This window comes from Legionella worsleiensis, from assembly GCF_001467535.1.
Lineage (GTDB): Bacteria > Pseudomonadota > Gammaproteobacteria > Legionellales > Legionellaceae > Legionella > Legionella worsleiensis.
On the sequence record NZ_LNZC01000031.1, the window covers coordinates 308,443 to 331,381 of the forward strand.

A 22,939-nucleotide genomic window follows, 5' to 3' on the forward strand; every position below is an offset into this window, starting at 1 on the left:
TTGTGTCGTGAAAAAAAACTGATCGTTGAAATTGATGGCAGTCAGCACATGGATGCTGTTGATTATGATTTACGGCGTTCTCAATATTTGGAACACCGAGGCTATAGAGTGGTGCGCATATGGAACCACGATGTATTTAAAAATATTCAGGGTGTGATGGATAGTGTGTTGCATGAACTTGAGATCGTACCGCACGCTTCCCCCTCATCCCCAACCCTTCTCCCCTAGTGGAGAAGGGAGTAACTTGGGTGGAAATTGTTTTTATGATCATTACTCTGCCTTGTCACCAACCATCAGTTTTCCTACCAAATACTCCTTTCTCCCCTAGTGGAGAAGGGAGTAATTTGAGTGGAAATTGTTTTTTATGATTATTACTCTGCTTTGTCACCATCCATCAGTTTTCCTATAAAATACGCCCTTTTCCCTTGAGGGAGAAGGGAGGCTCAAATCCAGCCGTTCAGTCATAGAATGAATTTACATTACGCTTCTTGATGATGATTGGTGCCACTTGATGAGGATAAATCACCGTTAGACGTGTAAACACTGGTGGAATCGGTGTTGCCTCCAGACAGTGCACTAACTATTTGCTGACGTGTGTGGATATTATTGGCTATAACCTGGCCGTTAATCGTATTTAAATCACGGCATATGGCTAACTGTTCCATGAGCTGCAGGTTTAGTTTGTTTATTTGTTTTGCTTCATGTTCAGAACAATTTTTTAGAAAGTCTTGCAAAGACAACTTGATAGACTGGATTGGCTTATCAGCACTGAGTAACGCATTACGTTGTTTGGCGCTTTCTTCAAGTTTAGCGGTAAGATCTTGCTTTTGGTCAGCCAAATCGCTTAGTTTGTCGAACTGGCTTGACCCAAGCGCATTTTTTTCTTCCGCCAACAGCGTATTCAACGACTCTATCCAGTTTACTTCCTGCTCTAAGTGCCCAATTAGGGTTTTTGCATTATTATTGTTCATTAAATCATCCTAATTTTTTTAAGCCGTTTCAATGGTGTTCAACATTCTCTCTGCAATTTTACTGCTGTCTATAGCGTAATTTCCAGATTCAATTTCAGCTTTGAAGTAGGATACTCGAGCTTCGTTGACTATTGGTTCGTTCTTTATAGACGCTTTTAGTGCTTCTAATTGCCGTGACGCATTACTGATGTTAACACTGTCTACTGGTACATTACTGTTTTCGGGCATTGACTTTTGAGCCTCTTGAGCTTTGGATTTCAGACGGTTGTCTGTCTCAATAGGTTTCATGTTAGCCGAATCATTGATGTGAGTAACCATATTGATATCCTCAATTACATTTAACATAGTTATCGGCTCCTTTTGCAATTTCTTTAGTAAATTTCGGTTAATTTTTAATCTTTTTTCATTAACCAAGTCACTTTTATCAATTAATTCAATGAGATTGATATTTTTTATTACAAATTGACCTAAAAGTTGTTAATTCAGCCTTTTTACACCTTTCTTAAGCCTTGAAATGTGATGCTTTTGCTTTATAAAACCACGGTTACTTTTTTCTCTCCGGTTATTCGAGCCTCTATCACTCGTTTGGATGAAAGATTTTTTACTCTTATCGAATCACCAAGGACTCCCTCATCAACCGCTACGCCACTCATACTTACAGTCAACAGGTCATTAGTAGCGAAAATCGTAACGTGATCACCTCTGTGAACAAGTTTGGCTAATTCAATATTGAAGTTGTTGAGTGGTGAATCTGGGGAAATGTCTTGTTTGCAGATAAGCCCTAAAAGCTCTTTCTTGTTTGTGAAATAACCGTGTTTTAATTTTTGTGCATCCATTTCCAAAGAATATATATCATCGTTGTTTATTCGACTTCCTTTAACTAATGCTCGTTTGGCCACCAATACAGTTTTTAATACACTAACTTTAATGGGCACGTATAGCGTCCAGTGATTATCCTCTTCCATACATTTAATGCCCATAGTCGTTGTATGGAGCAGGGGTGTTTGATAGGGATTAAAAATTTCAAGTCGTTCATCGGCACAGGCTCTAAGATTTAAACGAGAGTCAAGCTGATCAGCCTGTACCTGAATTTTTCCTTCTGCATAGCCGGTTAAATCATTTAAAACATAGGATTCGATTTTATGTTTGATTAAATCCAGCGATTGAATTTGTTCTGCGTTAAGACAGAAGCTTGCAAAAAATGTCAAAACACTTAGTATGCTCGTTTTCACAGCATGAATCCTTTTTTGTTAGTCTACTCAATTATTAAGAGCAAAGATTCCCTAGCAATAATCACGCCAATTTTTCAGGAGTATAACATGAGAACGCATTTTACTGTCTACGTGTTGATTTTATTCATGTATTTTGGAACGGTTTATTCTGAAAGCCATCACCCTCAGGATTTTTTAAAATCAATTGCAGGTAGTAAAGATGAAGGAGAGCAGATCTACAGTCATTATTGTGTCAATTGTCATGCTCAAAAACCGTTAATTCCTCTTGGTGCGCCAAGAATTGGGCAGGAAGAGGATTGGAAATCAAGATTGAAACAAGGTTTTGACATTCTTTTTTTACACACTGACGAGGGATTTAACGCAATGCCATCTCGAGGCGGATGCTTTGAGTGCACGGATAGACAATTGGCTCTCGCTATAATCAGCATGGTTCCTAAAAGAGCACAAAAAGGCCTATTAACTGAGCTTGAAGATTATAAAAAATACAAGTAGTTAAAAATTTTTATATAAAAAGCTAAACCTATTTCAATATCTCCCGATACAGTAAAAAAAAAGAGGGAGATATAAAGTGAAAAAACAACTACTGTTAGTACCTGTTTGTGCTTTGGCGGCTTCATGTGCATCTATGGACAGATCAACTGCCATTGTTGATGACGCAGGTTACACTCATTACACCATGAGTATGCAATCTGACAATAAAGGTTCCCATTACTTTCCAGAAAAAAGAGAACCTACAGGAAAAAAAGTGTTTGTATTTGATCCCAAAGCAACTGCTTGGGCCGCATATGATGCCCAAGGTAACAGGGTTAAAACAGGTAGTGCTTCAGGAGGTAAAGACTTCTGTGAAGACGTAGGCAGACCCTGTCGAACTGTAACCGGTAATTTTAGAGTTTACTCTAAGAAAGGTGCAGATTGTACCTCCAGTATTTATCCTATAGAGACCGGAGGCGGAGCCAAAATGCCCTACTGTATGCATTTTAGTGGTGGTTATTCCATACATGCGGCATATGAAGTTCCAAATTATAACGCCAGCCATGGATGCATCAGAGTATTACCTAGTGCGGCAAAATGGTTAAATGAGAATTTTATTGATGTTGGCACTTCTGTGATTGTTAAACCATACTAATAATACAGTTACTAAAATACGCTTCTCCACTACTGCCCTGTGAACTCAGGGCTTTTTTTTTGTAACTTCAAGGCAGCTGCTGCCTTCTTTTAGTTCAAAGAAACCTGGCAACACTTGATAATAACCAACCCACATCATAATATCGTGTTCTTTTTTCCTTAAAGCAGAATTAAACAATGATTTTATGTATTGATGTAGGTAATTCCCATATTTATGGGGGTGTTTTTGCAGGTGAAGAAATCAAGCTTCGATTTCGTCATACCTCAAAGGTAAGTACTTCAGATGAATTGGGTATTTTTTTAAAAAGTGTGCTGCGTGAAAATAATTGCTCCCCAGAAGCAATCAAGCAGATAGGTATTTGTTCTGTTGTGCCGCAACTGGATTACTCATTACGTTCGGCTTGTGTAAAATATTTTTCTACCGAACCATTTTTTTTGCAGGCGGGTGTTAAAACCGGTTTGAACATCAAATATCGAAATCCTGTAGAAGTGGGAGCTGACAGGATAGCTAATGCCATTTCAGCGGCTCACATTTATCCCAATCAAAATATTATCGTGATTGATTTTGGGACAGCGACCACCTTTTGTGTGATTACAGCACAAAAAGTTTATTTAGGCGGTGCTATACTTCCAGGCGTTCGTTTATCTGTTGATGCCCTATCAAAAAATACGGCTAAATTACCCTCCGTTGAAATAATTAAAACTGACTGTGTGGTTGGGCGCTCTACCATAGAAAGCATTCAGTCAGGGGTTTATTACGGTGTTTTAGGTGCGTGTAAAGAATTAATTCAACGCATTAACCAGGAATCTTTTGCTGGAAATAAGGCATTGGTTTTGGCTACGGGTGGATTTGCTTCATTATTTGATAAACAGGGTGTATATGATCATCTTGTTCCTGACCTGGTGCTTCAGGGTATCAGATTAGCTGCCCTGATGAATAACTAGTTAACGCTTCAGACTTCAATTCTGCTGTGCTTCTATCATCTCGCCCCTTCCGTCATCTTGATTATGGAGGGGGGAGGAATCCCAACATGGATTATTTGCTTTTATTTGTTTCTCTTGGCCTTTATTTTGTACATCAGCAGCTTAGGCTCAGGAAATCAATTGAAATAAATTCATAAAAAAGCGGGTTTTCAGCTTGACTGGTGAAGAAATGTGTTCCTATAGTGTATAAAAGTGGGTTAAAATACTAAAAAAGTGGAGAAATGTGGAAGAGTTATATTCCACCACTTGGGACTAAACTATGTTTCGTGGAATAAACAGCATCACCATAGACACTAAAGGACGGTTGGCTATTCCAACTCGTTACAGAAGTGCATTAGGTGCAGAGGAAAAAATTCCTTTGGTGGTGACTATTGATACTGAAGAAACGTGTTTGCTTCTTTATACTGCCGCACAATGGCAGATAATTGAGGATAATTTGCAAAAATTGCCAAGTTTTAATGCGGCGGCTCGTCGTATTCAGCGTTTGTTAATCGGTCATGCTACAGATGTTGAAGTGGATGCGAATGGGCGAGTGTTACTGCCGACGGTGTTAAGGAATTATGCCCGGTTGGAAAAAGATGTGGTCATGATAGGCCAAGGCAATAAATTTGAAGTGTGGAATAAAGAGCTTTGGGAATCCAAACGTGAGCAATGGTTGGCTGATGAGGCTGCCGGAACGGATGGATTACCCGATGAAATGAAAACGTTTTCTTTGTAATGGAAACTTAAATGGCAACACACCTATCCGTTTTGCTGCATGAATCGATTGCTGGCCTGGCGATTAAAGCCGGGGGGATCTATTTTGATGGAACCTTTGGCCGAGGCGGGCATAGTCAGGAAATATTGAATCATCTGAATCATGATGGTCGTTTATTTGCCATAGATAAAGATCCCGATGCCATTCAGCATGCTAAAGATCATTTTGGCCTGGATAAACGGTTTCAAATCTTCCATGGCTCTTTTGCACAGATTAAAGAATTTGCGCAAAAGGCACAAGTACTGGGTATGGTAGACGGTATTCTGCTTGATTTGGGTGTGTCCTCTCCGCAATTGGATAATCCTGAACGAGGATTCAGTTTTATGCAGCAAGGCCCTTTGGATATGCGTATGGACATTACTCAGGCCGTCAGTGCTGCAAAGTTCATTAATGAAGCGGAAGCTGATGAAATGGCTTCAATATTCAGGTCCTATGGAGAGGAGCGTTTTGCTGGAAGAATTGCCAGAGCCATCGTTGAGGCACGAAAGGTAAAACCCATTACAACTACTTTGCAATTAGCCGAGATAGTAAAAGAAGCAAATCCCAAATGGGAAAAACACAAACATCCTGCGACCAGGGTATTTCAGGCGATTCGCATCCATGTCAATCAGGAGCTGGCAGATTTGACCAGTTGTTTGGAACAATGTCTTGATGTACTGGCGCCAGGGGGGCGCCTGGCTGTAATAAGCTTTCATTCTCTGGAGGACAGAATAGTCAAACAGTTTATGAGAGATAAAGAGCAAGGACACAGACCTCCGCCTGAAGTTCCTGTGACATATGAACAAATGAAAACAGGGTTTAGAAGAATAGGTAAAGCAATAATGCCACAAGAAAATGAATTAAAAGACAATGTCAGATCCAGAAGTGCGGTGCTTAGGATAGGAGAAAAACTAGCATGAATGCTGCAGCTAAAGTAATAAATCAGGGTAATTTATTCAACGGTCATTTGGCAGATATTCACATGTCTAAATCAATTTATTTGTTGATAGTATTATTGGTTGCTGTGTTAGTGAGTGCTTTGGCTGTGATTTACAGTACCAATTCCTACCGTTCAACGTTAAGTCAAGTGGAGCAGGAAGAGCAGCAAAAGCATTTTTTTCAGTTGCAATGGGGGCAATTGTTGTTGGAGCAATCCAGCTTGGCTACCCCGGCACGTGTCGAAGAATTGGCAACTGAGAAATTAGGCATGATTCTGCCTAATGCTAAAACTACTTATTTTTTACATGCGCAATAAAAACAAGTAGTTGTTAAACTGAAGACATGCCCTAAGCCTTACGCTTGATAACATGATGCGCAACAGGGATGTTTTTGTAGTCCAAAACACTAAATTCGAGTAGTCATCTATGAAAAAAACACATCATTTAGGTCGGCTGATTACTGTTGCTGTTTTTTTCTCCTTAATCTTGATAGTCCTGATTTGGCGCATGGTCGATCTGACGGTTTTACACCGTCAATTTTTACAAGGGCAAGGTAATGCCCGTAGTTTACGAGTTGTTGACATACCTGCGTATAGAGGAATGATTACTGATCGTAATGGCACTCCCCTTGCGATTAGTACGCCGGTTGAGTCCGTTTGGGTTAATCCTAAAGAATTCTCTCCCGATAAAGAACAGTTCATGCAGTTGGCAAAATATTTGAACCTTTCCCCCAAAGCCTTGAGTCAAAAAGTGGTTAATGCGCAAAATCGGGAATTTCTTTACTTACAACGGCAACTTCCTCCTGCACTGTCAAAAAAAATTAAATCATTAAAAATTCCCGGGGTTAATTTTCAAAAAGAATTTAAGCGCTATTACCCTGATTCAGATAGTATTTCCCAGTTGATAGGATTTACTAATGTGGACGATCAGGGATTGGAAGGAATAGAGCTGGCCTATCAGGACTGGTTAATGGGCGTTGTCGGTAAGAAAAAAGTCATCAAGGATCGTTTGGGCAGAGTTATAGACGAGCTGGGGGTGTTAATTGAACCTCGGCCAGGGCATGAATTATCTTTGAGTATAGACAGGCGTTTGCAATATTTGGCATACAGTGAGTTAAGTAAAACCGTTGAAGAGTTTGCCGCAAAATCGGGTTCAGTGGTGGTACTTGATAGTGAAAATGGTGAAATTCTTGCCATGGCAAATGTTCCATCATATAACCCTAATTCACGTGGTCGTTATAATAAAGATACTTATAGAAACAGAGCGTTAACAGATACTTTTGAGCCAGGCTCTGTAATAAAACCCTTTAGTATAGCCAGTGCTTTGGAGACGGGACTTTTTACGCCTCATACCATTATCGATACCAACCCCAGCTGGATGAGTGTTCATGGTCGTACTGTTCGTGACATTCACAATTATGGTGTATTGGATGTAACCGGGGTTTTGCAACATTCCAGTAATGTGGGGGTGACCAAAATGGTTTTGGCAAGTCCCCCTGAGCAGCTTATTGGGCTATTACAGCGCAGCGGTTTTGGCCAAAGAACTGAAAGTACTTATCCAGGTGAAAGTGAAGGAGCTATTGTCAAAGCCAAAGATGCCAATCCCTTTGTTTTAGCAACATTGGGTTTTGGCTATGGTTTGTCTGTGACCGCTTTACAACTCGCTAAAGCAAGCTTGATTTTTGCTAATAAAGGAAAATTAATTCCTATCACCTTAATTCACAATGATACTCCAGATTCTGGTATACAGGTTATCAAACCTAAAACGGCTCAACAGGTACTGTTGATGATGGAAGCGGTACTGGGTAAAGATGGTACAGGAAAGAGTGCTCGTGTTCCGGGTTACAGGGTAGCAGGTAAAACAGGAACTGCGCGCATCGCTGGAAAAAATGGATATAAGGACAGAAAATACACCGCCAGTTTTATGGGAATTGCGCCAGTGTCCAAGCCAAAATTTGTGATAGTCGTCATTATTCATGAACCCACACGTAAAGGTTATTATGCCTCAGCGGTTGCAGCTCCCTTATTTGCTAAAGTGATGTCAGGTGCCTTAAGGTTATTTAATGTGCCAAATGATGATCCTGTTGGTTAATGTGCTGTATACTGAATAATACGAATTATTGATGAATAGTCTGAGTTGATTAATAACACGCATTGGTAATACTCAGGTACTTTTAAACGAGTTAATTCTAATAAGGCATAGGCTTATGGAACTCAATCAACTGTTAAAACCCTGGATAACTCAGGAGCTGCCCCATTGTGATTTAATCGATATTAAAAATGACAGTCGGTTGATTCAAAAAGGGGATTTGTTTATTGCATATCCTGGAGCCGCATCTGATGGGCGATTGTTTATGGATAAAGCGGTTCAGTCAGGAGCCGTCGCTGTTGTATATGATCCGGATAATTTACCTGCTGCATGCACTTTGCCCTTATCAGTGCCTTGCGTTCCCGTAACTCATTTAGCCGAGCAACTGGCGCAAATTGCCAAGCGTTTTTATCTTGAACCCGGAAAATCCTTAACCATAACCGGTGTTACTGGTACTAATGGTAAAACAACCATAGCATACCAATTGGCCCAGGCACATGAGTTACTGGGGCAGAAAGCTGCTTACATTGGTACTATAGGCCAAGGCCGTGTGGATGAACTGAACCCTTTGGATAATACTACTCCTGATGCTTTATGTTTACAAAAACTGTTATCTCAGTACGCACAACAGAGTATAAAGCAGGTATGTATGGAGGTATCGTCTCATGCTCTAAGTCAACATAGGGTTGATAGTATCGAGTTTAATCAGGCGCTGTTTACCAACCTGACTCTTGATCATCTGGATTATCATCACACCATGCAAGCATATGGTCAGGCAAAAGCCATGCTTTTTTCTCGAGAAGAATTGCAATGGGCAATTATTAATCAGGATGATGAGTATCAGCATTTAATTACTCATTCCATTATGCCCCATGTTAAAAAAATCAGTTATGGGATGAGTCCTTCATGCGATGTAAAAGCAGTCCAGTGGCATAGTGATTTAAATGGAACAACTGTAGAGATTCACTCTCCATGGGGAAAACATCAATTAACCTTCAAAGCTCTTGGACAGTTTAACATTTATAATAGCCTGGCGGTGTTTAGTAGTTTAATGGTCAGTGGTTACGAGCCTGACAGAGTTGTTGATGTGATGTCCCGGCTAAAGGCAGCACCTGGCCGTATGGAAATTGTGGCAAACTCTCCTTATGTATTGGTAGATTATGCACATACTCCAGATGCGTTGGAAAATGTACTCACCACCTTAAATCAATTAAAAAAAGGGCGGTTGTGGGTGATATTTGGTTGTGGCGGTGACCGAGACAAAACCAAAAGGCCTATTATGGGTAAAGCTGCAAGTCTTTACGCAGATCATATTGTGATTACCAGTGATAATCCGAGGAGCGAAGATCCTTCGGTAATCGTTGATGAAATTGCTCAGGGTATTCCTTCATCTAAAGCTGTAACCCGATTAATTAATCGAGAAGAGGCTATTGCTCATGCCCTACACGAAGCAGATAAAGAAGACATTATTCTGATTGCAGGCAAAGGTCATGAAGCCTATCAACAAATAGGATCTGAAAAGCTGCTTTTTTCTGATCAGGATGTTGTCCGACGTTTAATAAATAAACAGGGCTTTTGACTTCAGCTGATGCCCAAACACTGATTAAGGAGTTTTTTTTTGAGTAATTAATCAGCAGATTTAAGCTTGAGTTAATGTGTATGCTTTATCATATGGCATCTATGACTATAAAGAGAACGTACTAAATGCCTGCTGAGATTTACTATTGGGAAGCCTTGATCATTGATCCAGAGGTTGCTGAGCGCTATGCGAATGTCATTACCCAGCTGCAAAACAGGGAATTAAAAAGCGCTGGTTTCGATTTGAAGAAAATGCGTCATCATCGCATTTTTAGCGTGTCAACGAGTTACAGTGGTCGGCTGTTATTTACCATCCAGGAACTGAATAAAAAAAATTACCTGATTTTTTTGGAAGAATTACCCAATCATGAGTACCCTAAATCCAAATTTTTGAACAGTCCGTCGACATTAAAACATTTTCTCGAAAAGAATCATAAAGGTCTTGAACAAATTGTCACGAATTTTGACGATGAATTTATAGACATAGACGAACTTCCTTTTTCTATGGATGAAGAGGACGAACAGCAGAGGGTATTTACTCCTGTAGAATATTACGATCAGGCCTTTATTGCGCTAAACTCTTCCCAAAAAGAAGCCAAATATGCCAAAGGGCCTGCTGATATCGAAGGCCCGCCTGGATCGGGAAAATCCTGTGCAGCCCAGTCCCTAATTGCGAACGCACCTGCAGAATTAACCAAAATAATCTATTTGACTTCGTCTGCTGCTTTGGTGGAACACATGGAACAAGTGTACCGGAGTTTGCCCGTTGCTTTGGAAAACCCTCCTGGTCGAGTGTCTTTCAAGTCTTATTTGCAATTGGTTCATGAAACAGATCCAACCGCCATGACTAAAAAAACAGTAGGGCAAGAACAGTTTCTAGCCTGGTACTCGGATTATTGTGACAGAAAAGAACAGCAGTTAAGAACAGCGCAAACGGGTCAAGGACGAGGCAGAGGCAAAGGCAAAAGGGTACAGCAGAAAGTGCACCTTTTGCCAGAAGAAATTTTAGATGCCGAAACGGTGTATCAGGAGTTCAGAACGATAGCCGCTTATTCCGATTATGAAGACAAGCGCTTTGGCACCAGCAAGGAATACACTCGAGCCCGTTATGAGCAATTGGGTGAAAAGCATCAATCGTTATTTAAAAAAGAACATCGTTCCTGGCTCTATCAAGCCTTTGTTGACTACAAGACCTACCTGGAACACAGCCAAAGCCTTGATCTTTCTTTTTATCGACTGCGTTCTTCTGAAGAATACGATATGGTGGTTGTTGATGAAGCACAAGATTTTTCAAAATCCCAAATTCAGGACATTACTGCATTAACCAGTCCTGCCTTACAAATTTATTTTTGCCGAGATTCTCATCAAGGCTTGTCAGACAGCCAATCTTCAGGTCCTTTTATTCATGAACATGTGTATCGTTTGAGTCATAAAACCGGTATTAAATTGCAACACATTAATCTCCCATGCTCCTACAGGGTGTTTCCCAATGCCCAACCTCTGGTTGATAAAATCCTGGATTTGCGCCTGAAACTGATAGGCGGTAGAGCTGACAATCTTGAATACGTCCGGTTGCCTTTAACTGTTGAACAAAACAGTACCTTAGGCTCGGTATACTGGTTTGATAAAGTACCAGAAACCACGCAGCAGATACTGCAAAATGCCATAAAGAGTAGTGATTTGATTGTTATTACTTTGCCTGATTTTAAAAAAGAGGCTAAGGCATTTTTTAACACCGATTTAGTTTATACCGTAGACCAGGTGAAGGGGTTGCAGTTTCCAGTTGTCGTACTGTACCGCATGGTTGAAGACGAAGCGTTGTTAGAAGCCAATAAAGTTCTGGCAAAACCGGAGCATTCTTATGTGGCGAGTAGTTCTACGGCGCATCGCCCTGCGGCAGGAGTGGGTAACCCCAAGTTTGGCCCGCCCTTGAATCGCTTGTTTACGGCAGTGACTCGAGCCCAGCAGCAAATCATCATCATTCAGCCGCCCAAGCATCAATTCAGTCATTTAATTACGGCATGTAAATCCGTAGAACTCTCTACAGATGAATTTAAACTTGAATTAGACAAACAAAGTTATTCTGAAGAGAAATGGCTGGAATTGGCAAAAAAACTGATTTCTAAAAATGAATTGGAGCTGGCCAGAACCATTTATGTCAATCATTTACAAAAACCTGCGGACGAATTTGAGGCATACATCCGAGCAACAAAAACACCGCCGACTCTTTCTGTCCTTGAGTCTTCCGTAGCAAGCACCAGCAGCCCAATGGCTTCTCAGCCAACAGCTGCAAGTTCGTCGAGCTCGGTTGATGCGGAACGTTCTACCTCGGTTCATACTCTAGGCTTGTTTGCGCACCAGAAAACCACACAAAGTTCTGCTCATTCGCAAAGAAGAAGGAAAGGGCGAGGGCAGCAAGAAAATATCACTTTACCGCCAAAAACCGATCATGCTCCAGCAGGTGCTGCAAGCGTAATCCCGTCTGAATTAAGGAAGAAATCCACCGCAGAGACAAGTTTGGATAGTAAACCATCTACTGATAATACTTCTACGAAGCGCACTAAAAGAGGAATTAAAAAGCTCAAACAAGCCCCTAAGGTTTTTGATCAGCCAAAGCACACTCCGACCAAATATTCTTCCCGATCGCCGGCATCTCGGACAAAGGTAATGTCTTCTAATACAGAAGATGAATTCTTTAAGGGAATGAAATTTCTCAACGCACCTCCTATGGAAGAACTGTTTGAAAAGTTAAAGCAAAGTACTAGCCCCGGATTGGATTTATCTTTGCTTTTGTCCTGTGGCGCTCTCGATATTAAAAAATTGCGCGAATTATTTTTCTATCATCCAGAGTCCAAGGCCTTGATTACAGTCGCTCAACTGTGTTCCGTCGGTGAGCAACCTCATCTGTCTTTATTAAGTCAATTGTGTTCACCCTATAGTGAATCGAATCATGTTGCCCTGTTTTATTTGTTTGATCAAGAAATTGACACGTTTAAAACATTTGCAGCTGGGGTGAAATATTTTCTTCTTTCGTTTGAGCAATCTTTTGCAGAAGAATCTCAAGAAATAAATCAAACGTACATGGCCTTTTTTCAAAAAAAATCTGCAGAGTTGCGTGAACTTTACTTTTTGCATACGACCGAGACGGGACAAATCATTTTGGCCAAATTGGCCAAGGAAATCGAATGGGATTTAGAATTATTTAATGCAAAATTAGCACACGTGTTTCGTATGAATCTGGAGCCTAATTTCCCAGTTCCTCTGCAAAGCATGAAAGATACATCTAAATTGCCTGATCACGAGTTGTTAGCTATGGAGCTGAATCAAACCGATGAGGAGTCATGGAAAATCATTGTATCACGCCATCCAGGAGATGACATTTCCCGAGCTATAGTGCGATTGATAGCGCAAGCAAACTTTATAGGAGAAGATCTATGGCGCAATGCGGTTTTTCAGAACGTACCGCAGTTTTTTGTTAATATGTCAGTATCTCCGAATATTAAGAGTATATTGACTGAGCAAGAGCAAAAAATAGCAGAAGAAATTTCATCCGTTCTTAATTCGAGTCCTTACTTAACCCTCATAGAGCATAAAAAATACCTAGAGGCGGTGTTGAATGACTCAACTATTGATCGTACCAGCATCCTGACCGGAATAATTCGAGTAATAAGAAAACACCTGATTCGTGAACATAATCTGGTGAATGAATTGTATACTAAAAATATGAGATTCTGGCGTCAGGTGACCGATAAATACAGCGATCTGTTTCCAAATTCTGGGCGTGTGTTAGCGATTCTGGATCAGTTGTCCGTTCAGGATGCTCTTGCGATGAACGCATGGGAGTCGCTGATTAATTCAAAGGTTATTGATCAAAATGATGTTTGGTTTTTATTATGGAATTTTTTTGGTAGTTGCAAAAGCCAACAAAATCCACTGGAGGCAGCTCATAGTACCTTGATTAACAACATCTTCACCTGGCTTGTTAACAACAAGGGCAAGTCTTTAAAGACTTACTTTGACTATATAACCCAATGTCTTCAATCTACAAATCTGCATCAATTTAGTTCATTGGCTGGATATTTGAGACTGGCTCAAGATTTTCTTGCCAAAGAGTTGCTTCAGCAGCGATTAAAGAGTCGAATGCCTGATACCCCACCTGTTGCTCTGCCGTCAACTAGTACCTGTTCACCAGACAGGCTACCCTCATCAACTGGGCAGGAAAATTCAAATGCTGAAAAAGAATCTGAAGATGAGCAGCAACTATCCGATTGCCTCATAAAAAGGTAAATAATCCTGCGGTAATAATCTGGCGTAAAGCGAAAAATCATGGCGAAAGCGATGATTTTTTCGCAACCTCAGAAATGCTTCTTCTTTATTGCGTGCTTTTTTTAGTGTAAGGGTTTCATTCAAAGGGTTATACAAGGACAGAATCAATTCCTGCCAGGATGAATAGTGATTCTTGTGTAATTTATGGGGAAGGTTCGGGTGTGCAAATATTGGGGCAGGGATGTTCATCAGCTGGTGTAATTGTTCACTTACCAAGGCGACTGCCTTATATTTAGCTTCCATGCTGTGACCAGCTATATGCGGAGTGCATAAAGTCGCTTTCTCGATAATTTGGGGATTAATTTGAGGCTCATTCAAATACACATCAGTACAATAAATCAGCTCTTTGGGATTATTAATTAAAGCCTCCTCATTAACTATACCGCCTCGGGAGGCGTTGATGAGTACACAACCATCCTTTAACTGACTCATGAATTTGTGATTTACTAAATCCATGCTGGGATGAGGTTGATTATTGTGTAATTCAGCATGGATGCACAGAACATCACAATCAAATAACTCCTCAAGCGTACAGCTTTGAAAGAGATTCTGATGGATTGCTTTAGGAGGATCATAGGCTATGGTATGAAAATTTAATGCCCTTAGTCTTTGTGAAACCTGACTGCCCACAGCCCCCATACCAATAATTCCTGCTTTGGTACCTTGCAAAAGATGATGTTGTTGAAGATAAGCCAAAGAAGATATCACATAATCAGCAACTGAAACTGCATTACATCCTTTCCCATCAATGAGGCCAATATTATTTTTTTTTAAATAAGCATGATCGATGTGATCGGTACCGCTACTGGCGGTGGCAACGTATTTTAACGAATGATTTTTTAGTAAATGATGCGATACTTTCAAGGTGGAGCGGCACAACAAGATGTCTTGCTGATTGAGTAACACATGCAGTTCCTCAGGGTGGCTGTAAAGCGTCAGATTAAATGGTTTAGGAAATGCGGCCTTAAGTCCCGGCAGCGATGCATCGGCAAGTATATTCATAGGCTAAATACACGACTGAGTACATACAATGCACCATTGATTAAGGGAAGCAAAACGTACCCTAAAACATGGGTAAATATCAAAACTACGAGAATCAGAAAGCCATAAGGTTCTATTTTTTCGTAGAGTAGAGCCTGTCTGGGAGGCAGTAAACTACTTACTACTCTGCTTCCATCCAGCGGTGGTAAGGGAATTAAATTTAAAAATGCCAATACCAGATTAATCATCATGCCTGCTTTGGCGGTGGCCAATAAAAACAATGCAGGCATAGAGCTTTCAGGATGAAGCATCAGGGCTATTTTAAAGCATCCAGTCCACAAGAATGCCATAAAAAAATTGGCAAAAGGCCCTGCTAGCGAGACCAGGATCATGTCTCTTTTGGGATGATTTAACTGATTCCAGTTAATAGGAACGGGTTTGGCATAACCAATGACAAAGCTAAAATGAGTCAGAAGTCCAGCTAACAAAGGAAGGAGGATGGTGCCTAAGGGATCTATATGTTTGACTGGGTTCAAACTCAACCGACCAAACATTTTTGCCGTATTATCGCCACATTTAAATGCAACATATGCATGAGCTGCTTCGTGTAACGTAATAGCCAATAATACGGGAAGAGCCCAAATACAGATTTGTTGAATGAGAGTAAACTGTTGCATTTATCGTTCTTGGCTAAAAATCAGAACTTGATTCTATCCAATTCTTCATGGAATTAACAAGGCGTAAGAGGATAAATACAGGGTAAACGCATCTAAATTATGAACATAAATCTCCACCCTTTTGCCTACGTCCTGCGCTTTATGCGCAGGATCCATGCGATCTTAGTGCAGGCAAAGATCTGGATTCTGCGCATAAAGCGCAGAACGTAGGCATCTTGGTCTTAGATAATGCGTTTAGATGCGTTTGCCCTGAGGATAAATACAGGCAAAATGCGGCTGAATATTAAACAAGAATAGAATATCCCGCATTATCACAAACCGGAGGGCAAGCAGCGATTTGATTTGATAATGCGTGTTGATGGCTTTGCCTTTAGAGTAACGGGCATTAGAGCGTTCAAATTATCTCTTTGTTTAAATTAAGCAATTGGTCTTGGCTAAAACAGTATCGTCTTATATGATGCTTAAAGCATGGTAATTTATATGGGATTATGTGAATGAGCTCTTTTGAACAATTATTTGACTGGATGAAAAAACCTTGGGTAATCGCTTTGTACGCTGTTCTTGTCGGATTAATCTATTATTTTGCAGACAAACCTACTGCAGTGTTTTTTCATCAACTGGATACTCGCCAGTCTTTGCCTGTTCTTAATGTACTGACTGCTTTCGGGCAATGGAAAGCTTATATTATCTTGTTTGTATTTCTTGGATTTTATTCACGATACGTTCATAAAAACGATCGTTTTGAAGCCAGAGTCTGGTATCTTTTAGGTTGCGTTTTTATTCCTAATCTGGTGGGCTTTATTCTAAAAATTGCAGTTAGCCGTGCCCGCCCTGATTTATTATTTTCAGAACATCTTTTTGGTTTTTACTGGTTACAAACCAAAAATTTATATTGGTCATTTCCTTCGGGTCATTCGTTGACAGTAGTTGGCCTTGCTTCAGGACTGAGCGTTCTTTTTCCCAGATATTTTCTTGTATTTTTTGGGTTGGCAATTCTGGTAGTGCTTTCTCGAGTAGTTTTATACCATCATTATTTAAGTGATGTAATGACCGGATTTTATTTGAGTATTTTACTCGTTGGTTTCTTTACGGAATATCTTAAAAAGAAACATTACCTCAATAAAATGCGATAAACCTGGCGGATCTGTCTGATTAAAGGAGTGATTATGACTTTAGAAGCGAAATTGGTAAGTTTGGTGACGCATTATGCTCAGTTTGACGACCTGCGACTGGGTGCGGCTGTAGGTTCTGATAAACACAACCTCCTTAGCCTGGAGCGAGACTTCGTTAATCTGGTTAATCAGCAACTTTTGACTAATGGGCCAACTAAAGAAATTATCATCAGCAAATACAGAGAGCTTAGTTTAAAATTTCATCCTGACCGGCATCAGGACTTTTCTCCTGAAATTCGCTGGATTGAACATCACTTGTCAGAAGGAAGAAATGACGGCGCCTGCTTTAAGGTTTTAGGTTCTTGTCGTGATAAATTAATCAATCCTCAACAGTTCAAAGAACTCAAGTTTACGGACATCAAGACTACAGAAGATTGTATGAGATGGCTGGAAGATTTAAAAAATCAGGCTGATACCTTTTCTGGCCGAAGTCTTTATGAAAGTTTACAGGGTTTGCTTGAGCAATCGAGTGAATTTTTTGATGATGCAGACAAGATAAAACCTACGAGTCTTAGAGTATTGATTAAGGCCATACCGATTATGTTTGCTACCTACGGATCATTTATCTTTGTTGAGGAGTTAATTGCAGTTTATGCCATCTATTTTGTGGTTTTAAAAAGCGGTCAATATCTGGAGAGTTGCGAATCGACAGAACTAAAAAGCATAGGCAAGACTCTGCAGGAGCTCAGTTCTGTGACTGCAACGGCTACTACAAGTCTTCTTACGCACTTGGTTGAGATGATTTTTTGGGCTTCTCATCAGTGTCTGGATATGAGCTTGCAAATAGGTTCTTCACTGTTAAACTCGGCACTCTGTGAACCTGCATCCAGTCAGGATGCAGAGGTTAACCTTCATGCTGAGATATGTCGAGATATGATTATGGCATGTCAAAATATGCAAGAGGGTATGTACTTTAGAACACCACAACTCAAGGTTATTTCTGAACCTCTTGAGTCTTACATGCGCAGCAGTTCACAACAACTTTTTCGTGGTTGGCGTACAGGTCATGATAAATATCTTGCAGTCGATGACTTTTTGTTTCAAATGAGAGTATTGGATAAAGGCGCTGAGTCGGTCGATGAAAAATTAGATAAAGCTGAGAAAGAACTGGTTAAAATTAAAGCAAACTCGAGAATTTACTGCGATTCTATGGCCTTAGCAGTAGATAAGGCTGTCCTGAGATTAGAATACTTCAAGGAATCTGATGGTGCAGACCGGCAAATGGTTTTGTTTGCGCCAGATTAGTTTGGCGTTTCGGCCTGGGATATAAATTATAATGGAATGACATGACAAAATTCAGATGTATTGTGCGAAATTTTTGGCAATAGTCTACACTCATTGGATTGAATGTTTTGAGGCCAGGTTGGGCAAAATGATGTTAACCTCTTGAATTTACACCCGTAACTCTGGCAAGATGCTGACTGTTTTGATATTCCAGTGAGGAACCATGAAAATACTCGTGGCAGTAAAACGTGTGATAGACCCTTATGTAAAAATTCGTGTCAAGCCGGATAATTCAGGAGTAGAAACGCAAAACATAAAAATGGCAATGAATCCTTTTGATGAAATTGCGGTTGAGGAGGCTCTGCGTCTACGTGAAAAAAATTGGGCAACTGAAGTTGTGGTAGTGAGTATAGGCGATGACAGTTCACAAGAAACCTTGCGCCACGCTCTGGCTTTAGGAGCTGATCGAGCAATTCTGGTGCGTTCTACCCAGACATTGGAAAGTTTGAATATCGCAAAAATTTTAAAAAAAATAGCGCAGGAAGAACAGCCCAAATTAATCTTGATGGGCAAACAAGCCATAGACGGTGATAACAATCAAACCCCGCAAATGCTCGCAGCGCTTTTAGGTTGGCCGCAGGCAACTTTTGCTTCCAGTGTAACAGCCAATAATACCGATCTTGAAGTGACTCGTGAAATTGATGGTGGTCTTGAGACGATAAAAGTGCAATTGCCTGCGATAGTGAGCACTGATTTGCGTCTTAACGAGCCTAGATATGCAAGTCTTCCCAATATTATGAAGGCAAAGCGTAAACCTCTTGAAGTTCGTGAGCTTGATTCTTTGGCTCTGCCTCTGAAACAACACATTGAAATCCTGAGCGTTAAAGCACCTGCTGTTCGCAGTGGAGGAGTCAAAGTAGACAGTGTTGCTGCTTTGTTGGATAAACTACAGCATGAAGCCAAAGTGCTTTGATAAGGAGAAGAGATGAGCACTTTAGTACTTGTGGAACATAATAATCACACGCTGCATCCATCAACTCGAAATGTACTTGCAGCGGCTTTGGAGTTAGGCAGTAAACCAACGCTTCTGGTTGCTGGCCATCAGTGTAAAACGGTTGCTGAACAAGCCGCACTTCTTGAGGGAGTTCATGCGGTCTGGTGTGTTGATAATCCGTGCTATACCCATCAGCTTGCTGAACAGCTTGGTGATTTGGTGTGTTCTGTTGCCGACTCCTTTAATGTTATCCTGGCTCCCGCTAGTACCTATGGTAAAAATATTGCCCCTCGAATTGCTGCACTGTTAGATGTAGCACAGGTTTCTGATGTCACAAAAATAATCGATGAAAACACTTTTGAGCATCCAATTTATGCAGGTAACGCAATTGAGACAGTTAGAGTTCTGGACGCAAAAAAAGTGATGACCGTAAGGCCAACAGCCTTTAATCCAGTAACGGGTAACCAAAGTCCTTGCAGCATTGAATGCATGAGTCAGGAATTTTTGTCACCAAACAGCCAGTTCCTCAGACATGAATTAAGTCAATCGGAGCGCCCCGAATTAGGTAGTGCCAAAATTGTGGTTTCTGGTGGTCGTGGATTACAAAATGCAGAGAAATTCAAGTTAGTTGAAGAGCTGGCAGATTGTCTGGGAGCTGCAGTTGGCGCTTCTCGGGCTGCTGTTGATGCCGGTTTTGTTCCTAATGATTATCAAGTAGGACAAACCGGCAAGGTTGTTGCCCCAACACTCTACATAGCAATTGGTATTTCCGGGGCAGTACAGCATTTGGCCGGGATGAAAGACTCTAAAGTAATTGTTGCAATTAATAAGGATGAAGATGCCCCCATTTTCCAAATTGCAAATTACGGATTGGTGGGGGATTTGTTTGAACTAGTTCCTCAGTTGATAGAACAATTAAAGAACCGTTAGGGAGAATTGTTATGTTAGTAGGTGTTCCAAAAGAAATTAAACCCCAGGAAAACCGGGTGGGGCTTGTTCCTTCAAGCGTAAGAGAAATTCTTCGTGCCGGCAGTTCTGTTTTAGTTGAGCGTGGTGCTGGTATTGGTATTGGTATTACTGATGACGACTACAGGAATGCCGGGGCAGAAGTTGTTGACAGCGCAGAGGATGTTTTTGCCAATGCTGAGCTAATCGTTAAAGTCAAAGAACCTCAACCGATTGAATGCAAACGGCTGCGTGAGGGTCAGACAATCTTTACTTACTTACATCTTGCTCCCGATCCGCAGCAAACCCGTTTACTTAAAGAATCCGGTGTTACCGCAATTGCTTATGAAACAGTAACTCAAGATGATGGCGGCTTGCCTTTGTTGACTCCTATGTCTCAGGTTGCTGGCCGTATGTCTATTCAGGCTGGTGCTCATTGTCTGGAAATGGCGCAAGGTGGCAGTGGTGTATTGTTAGGTGGTGTTCCTGGTGTTGCTGCGGCTAATGTTGTTGTTATTGGTGGCGGTGTCGTTGGTTCTAATGCGGTTAGAATGGCTATGGGAATGGAAGCACGAGTGATTGTTCTTGACCGTTCTTTACAACGCTTGAATGAGCTCGATTTTCAATTTGGCTCTAAATTAAATACTGTTTATTCCACATCTGACGCTATAGAAAAATACGTAGCCAGCGCTGATTTGGTTATAGGGGCTGTTTTGGTTCCTGGTGCCGCTGCGCCAAAACTGGTTACTCGTGCCATGTTAAAATCCATGCGTCCAGGTTCGGTTTTGGTTGACGTGGCAATAGATCAAGGCGGATGTTTTGAGACCAGCCGTGCCACTACACATCAGGATCCAACTTATGTGGTTGATAATGTAGTACATTATTGTGTGGCCAATATGCCCGGAGCTGTACCTAGAACCTCAACTTTTGCCCTAAATAATGCAACATTGCCTTTTGTTTTGAGTATAGTGACCAAGGGTACTAAACTGGCGTTATTGAGTGATCCTCATCTTTTGAACGGACTTAATGTGCATCAAGGTAAAATTACTTATGAAGCCGTTGCTCGTGATTTGGATTTTGATTACGTTCCTGCCAACATTGCCTTGGCCGGTAAATAGAATAGTAATTTTTAGAACAATTGCATGTTGTTGCTATCGTATTCCGGGTGAAGTGATACTCAACCCGGAATGATACACGTTTAATATCCCGGTTTACGGCTCCGCCTTATTCCGGGATATTTCCAGTGTTTTTCTCCACATCTAAAAAGCTCACATCATACTGAATCTGCTTTCATCGTCGCTATCTGAGAAGTCATTGTCAATTGGCAATACTACGGCAGAAGAGCTGGGCAGCTCACGAGGAGGAAGAGGTGGTGGAACTCTAACCGCAGGTGCAGCTGAAGGAATTTGACTTGCAGGTTCACTAGTACTGGAGCTGGATACAGCTGATTGACTTTGCTCGGCAGCAGGTTTTTGCTTCCAAAACAAAGAAGAGACACGCCCAGCGATAAAACGAGTTCCGTCACCAAATTTGTAACCTGGACTTTGAGAGCTGACTGACTCAGCAGAACTTAAACTACGGACTAATCCTCTGGTTATATCGCCAAATTGATAAGCCTTTTTTTCATTTGACTGGTGATCTTTAACGATTTTATTTGCTTCAATCAGATACTCTTTTGTGAGCGTTAAGAGATCTTCTAATTGCTCACGTGCTGCTGTGCTGAATTTATTGGGTGAATCTTCGGGCAGTTTATTATCTCTTTTTAATGCTTCCTCGAGAAATAGTCTATAGTGTACTCCGCGTTGTAATGGTTGAATAAGAATGGAACTCGAATCAAGCCTGGATTTGCTTAAAAGAAAAGTGTCCAGCTGTTTAAATGCAGAGGAGGGAGATGTGCAGTCTGAACTGAACTTTATCTCACTGAACTGTTTGAAGGTCGACATGTAGTCTTTGTATAAGCTAAAAAATTCACCAATTTGTGCTCTTCGTTGTTCACGTAATGCATCTAAATCAGCCGGACTGATGTCTTGAGTCATTTCTGCGCTGCAAATGAAGAAAAGCGATTCGGAAATTTCTTGAAATTTTTCAATGCTTGCCGCCACCCTTTTTATGATTTCGGGAGCGTCAACAAAAAAAGGTTGTTGGGTTACTGTAGTGAACAATTCCATCGAGTTTTGATACGATTTCTCTTTCTCTAGCATTTCATTTATTGTTTCATTATTAAGCATATTAACTCCAGATAGATTTGATGTATAGCCCATAGAAATTTTTATGTTCTGTTTGTACATCCCTTAGGTAGTGATGTTTTCTCCGTTGAGCTTTGTGTCATTTACGGGTGACTCTCATTAGGTTCAGGATGACGATCATTTCAATTTTAATCGGCTGTAAATGCCACAAAATTGATCTTTTAAGGATCAAAATGGCTTCTTTGAAGACTCAGTATAACAAGTGATCATTAAGGAAACGTTAAGAAGAAAAGAAAAAGCATTAATCCCATTTTCAGCATTTTATGACCAAATCTGGTATAGCTAAGAGAATTCAACAACAGTTAAAGCCAACATGAATTGAGCTGACTTATTGCTTGAGCTTTTAGGTGGTAATTCCTTGATTACGCTGTCGCTGCATCAAGGCTGCTTGGACTGGAGTTTTTAAGTTGTTTGGTTGTCCCCTTATGCTGTTAGCTCTTTACAATAACGGTAGCCTGTATTAGACAAAGTCGTAATACAGGTTCTAATCTTGCGATAGACCCTTGAAATACTCTGAAAAATCCCTGTATTACGACTTTGTCTAATACAGGCTACAAGTGAACAGAACAAGGATAGTAAACAGGCAAACACCTTAGGTGCTTGGAGAAAAGCATGAGAGGTAATGGTATTCATTCCGGGTAGATACTGTCTTTAAAGGCAAGCAAAATTTTCATTAAAAGGTTGCTTGCTTTTAAGTACTCCAAAAATGATATGAGCTAATT

21 protein-coding genes are annotated in these 22,939 nt (G+C 40.7%); 15 read left to right on the top strand and 6 right to left on the bottom strand.

Going from position 1 to position 22,939, the window contains the following annotated elements; genetic code table 11:
• Positions 1-228: endonuclease domain-containing protein (locus Lwor_RS13185; RefSeq protein ID WP_193786626.1), on the top strand; the 228-nt coding region annotated here is incomplete at its 5' end.
• 251 nt (positions 229-479) lie between these two features.
• Here Lwor_RS13185 and Lwor_RS13190 read toward each other — a convergent pair.
• The 3 genes from Lwor_RS13190 to flgA form a co-directional block, all read right to left on the bottom strand.
• Entirely contained in the window at positions 480-971 is a 492-nt protein-coding gene (locus tag Lwor_RS13190) for a flagella synthesis protein FlgN (protein WP_058494334.1), read from the bottom strand.
• 18 nt (positions 972-989) lie between these two features.
• The gene (gene flgM / locus Lwor_RS13195) at positions 990-1,316 is read right to left on the bottom strand and encodes a flagellar biosynthesis anti-sigma factor FlgM (RefSeq protein ID WP_083501639.1); all 327 of its coding nucleotides are present in this window, start codon (positions 1,314-1,316) and stop codon (positions 990-992) included.
• A 185-nt stretch (positions 1,317-1,501) separates the two neighbouring features.
• Positions 1,502-2,203 (bottom strand): flagellar basal body P-ring formation chaperone FlgA, encoded by a 702-nt coding sequence (gene flgA, locus Lwor_RS13200; protein ID WP_058494335.1) that lies wholly within the window; start codon positions 2,201-2,203, stop codon positions 1,502-1,504.
• 87 nt (positions 2,204-2,290) lie between these two features.
• Here flgA and Lwor_RS13205 point away from each other — a divergent pair, with 87 nt between their 5' ends.
• The 9 genes from Lwor_RS13205 (at position 2,291) to Lwor_RS13245 (ending at position 13,939) form a co-directional block, all read left to right on the top strand.
• Positions 2,291-2,695, top strand: a complete 405-nt coding sequence (locus tag Lwor_RS13205) for a c-type cytochrome (RefSeq protein WP_058494336.1) — start codon at positions 2,291-2,293, stop codon at positions 2,693-2,695.
• A gap of 76 nt (positions 2,696-2,771) precedes the next feature.
• Complete coding sequence (locus Lwor_RS13210) at positions 2,772-3,329, top strand: L,D-transpeptidase (RefSeq protein ID WP_058494337.1); 558 nt, start codon at positions 2,772-2,774, stop codon at positions 3,327-3,329.
• A 176-nt stretch (positions 3,330-3,505) separates the two neighbouring features.
• Positions 3,506-4,273 carry a type III pantothenate kinase gene (locus Lwor_RS13215; protein ID WP_058494338.1) on the top strand — a complete coding sequence of 256 codons (768 nt, stop codon included), beginning with the start codon at positions 3,506-3,508 and terminating at the stop codon, positions 4,271-4,273.
• A 298-nt stretch (positions 4,274-4,571) separates the two neighbouring features.
• Complete coding sequence (gene mraZ / locus Lwor_RS13220; RefSeq protein ID WP_058494339.1) at positions 4,572-5,030, top strand: division/cell wall cluster transcriptional repressor MraZ; 459 nt, start codon at positions 4,572-4,574, stop codon at positions 5,028-5,030.
• A gap of 11 nt (positions 5,031-5,041) precedes the next feature.
• Complete coding sequence (gene rsmH / locus Lwor_RS13225; RefSeq protein ID WP_058494340.1) at positions 5,042-5,968, top strand: 16S rRNA (cytosine(1402)-N(4))-methyltransferase RsmH; 927 nt, start codon at positions 5,042-5,044, stop codon at positions 5,966-5,968.
• Positions 5,965-6,303 (top strand): cell division protein FtsL, encoded by a 339-nt coding sequence (gene ftsL, locus Lwor_RS13230; protein ID WP_058494341.1) that lies wholly within the window; start codon positions 5,965-5,967, stop codon positions 6,301-6,303. Before rsmH ends, ftsL begins: the two co-directional genes overlap by 4 nt.
• A 109-nt stretch (positions 6,304-6,412) precedes the next feature.
• Positions 6,413-8,077, top strand: coding sequence for a peptidoglycan D,D-transpeptidase FtsI family protein (locus tag Lwor_RS13235; protein ID WP_058494342.1), 1,665 nt, complete (start codon positions 6,413-6,415; stop codon positions 8,075-8,077).
• 115 nt (positions 8,078-8,192) lie between these two features.
• Positions 8,193-9,653 (top strand): UDP-N-acetylmuramoyl-L-alanyl-D-glutamate--2,6-diaminopimelate ligase, encoded by a 1,461-nt coding sequence (locus tag Lwor_RS13240; protein ID WP_058494343.1) that lies wholly within the window; start codon positions 8,193-8,195, stop codon positions 9,651-9,653.
• A gap of 125 nt (positions 9,654-9,778) precedes the next feature.
• Positions 9,779-13,939, top strand: coding sequence for a hypothetical protein (locus Lwor_RS13245; protein WP_058494344.1), 4,161 nt, complete (start codon positions 9,779-9,781; stop codon positions 13,937-13,939).
• On the opposite strand, the gene Lwor_RS13250 is transcribed toward Lwor_RS13245, so the two are convergent.
• The gene (locus Lwor_RS13250; protein WP_058494345.1) at positions 13,913-14,980 is read right to left on the bottom strand and encodes a 4-phosphoerythronate dehydrogenase; all 1,068 of its coding nucleotides are present in this window, start codon (positions 14,978-14,980) and stop codon (positions 13,913-13,915) included. The two genes, Lwor_RS13245 and Lwor_RS13250, sit on opposite strands and share 27 nt — an antisense overlap.
• Positions 14,977-15,636, bottom strand: coding sequence for a site-2 protease family protein (locus Lwor_RS13255; protein ID WP_058494346.1), 660 nt, complete (start codon positions 15,634-15,636; stop codon positions 14,977-14,979). Before Lwor_RS13255 ends, Lwor_RS13250 begins: the two co-directional genes overlap by 4 nt.
• A 494-nt stretch (positions 15,637-16,130) precedes the next feature.
• On the opposite strand from Lwor_RS13255, the gene Lwor_RS13260 reads away from it, so the two are divergent.
• The 5 genes from Lwor_RS13260 (at position 16,131) to ald (ending at position 21,089) form a co-directional block, all read left to right on the top strand.
• Positions 16,131-16,769, top strand: coding sequence for a phosphatase PAP2 family protein (locus tag Lwor_RS13260; protein ID WP_058494347.1), 639 nt, complete (start codon positions 16,131-16,133; stop codon positions 16,767-16,769).
• A gap of 33 nt (positions 16,770-16,802) precedes the next feature.
• Positions 16,803-18,053, top strand: a complete 1,251-nt coding sequence (locus Lwor_RS13265; protein WP_058494348.1) for a J domain-containing protein — start codon at positions 16,803-16,805, stop codon at positions 18,051-18,053.
• 202 nt (positions 18,054-18,255) lie between these two features.
• Positions 18,256-19,005, top strand: coding sequence for an electron transfer flavoprotein subunit beta/FixA family protein (locus Lwor_RS13270; RefSeq protein ID WP_058494349.1), 750 nt, complete (start codon positions 18,256-18,258; stop codon positions 19,003-19,005).
• Between the two features lie 12 nt (positions 19,006-19,017).
• Positions 19,018-19,956: an electron transfer flavoprotein subunit alpha/FixB family protein gene (locus Lwor_RS13275; RefSeq protein ID WP_058494350.1), complete on the top strand. Its 939-nt coding sequence runs from the start codon at positions 19,018-19,020 to the stop codon at positions 19,954-19,956.
• 11 nt (positions 19,957-19,967) lie between these two features.
• Positions 19,968-21,089, top strand: a complete 1,122-nt coding sequence (gene ald, locus Lwor_RS13280) for an alanine dehydrogenase (RefSeq protein WP_058494351.1) — start codon at positions 19,968-19,970, stop codon at positions 21,087-21,089.
• Positions 21,090-21,239: 150 nt separating this feature from the next.
• Here the strand turns inward: ald and Lwor_RS13285 are convergent, their stop codons facing one another.
• Positions 21,240-22,199, bottom strand: coding sequence for a RhoGEF domain-containing protein (locus Lwor_RS13285; RefSeq protein ID WP_058494352.1), 960 nt, complete (start codon positions 22,197-22,199; stop codon positions 21,240-21,242).
• Positions 22,200-22,939: the final 740 nt, after the last annotated feature.